The organism is Massilia glaciei (assembly GCF_003011895.2).
Lineage (GTDB): Bacteria > Pseudomonadota > Gammaproteobacteria > Burkholderiales > Burkholderiaceae_D > Telluria_A > Telluria_A glaciei.
In genome coordinates this window covers 1-475 of record NZ_PXWF02000159.1, presented here as the reverse complement: position 1 = coordinate 475, position 475 = coordinate 1, and the positions used below count along the sequence as shown (strand labels likewise).

Genomic DNA, 475 nt, shown 5'->3' with positions numbered 1-475 from the left:
ATGAGTCGGGGTCGCGGCGATATGCAGCCAGTGCAATTTCGACGCCACACGCAAGCCCGACTCGTCCGCGTGCAGGACCGGCGCCGCATGCAGCTGGGCCGCGATTGTATCGGCCGTACCCTGGAAGGCGGCGCTGGCCTCGGCCACCCAAGCGAGCAGCGTGCCCGTCGACGGCGTGATACCGTACAAATCGCCGAGCAGTTGGGCCGTGCGCGCGTACGGAAGCATTTGGCCATGGATCAAATGGACGGCGAGCGCCTTCACGTTCGGGCCATATTGCACCGTCTCCGTCACGGTGCCGGGGAAGGTGCTGACATGCACATGCCCGCAGCGACAGACCTGTTCCAGCACTTGGTGCTCGACAACCTCATACGGTGTAGCCGGAATATCGACAACTTGCCTGCGCGCCGCCACACGGGCCCCATCAGTCGGCAACTCGTGATGGCAATGATCGCATTGCGTCGGCAGTGGGTGG

The 475-nt window shown here is 64.2% G+C and carries 1 protein-coding gene; it reads right to left on the bottom strand.

Annotated features, from left to right (window positions below):
- Positions 1 to 351, bottom strand: a 351-nt coding sequence (locus C7C56_RS10590; RefSeq protein WP_181373113.1) for an IS66 family transposase, incomplete at its 3' end; no start/stop codon positions are given.
- Between the last annotated feature and the right edge of the window lie 124 nt (positions 352 to 475).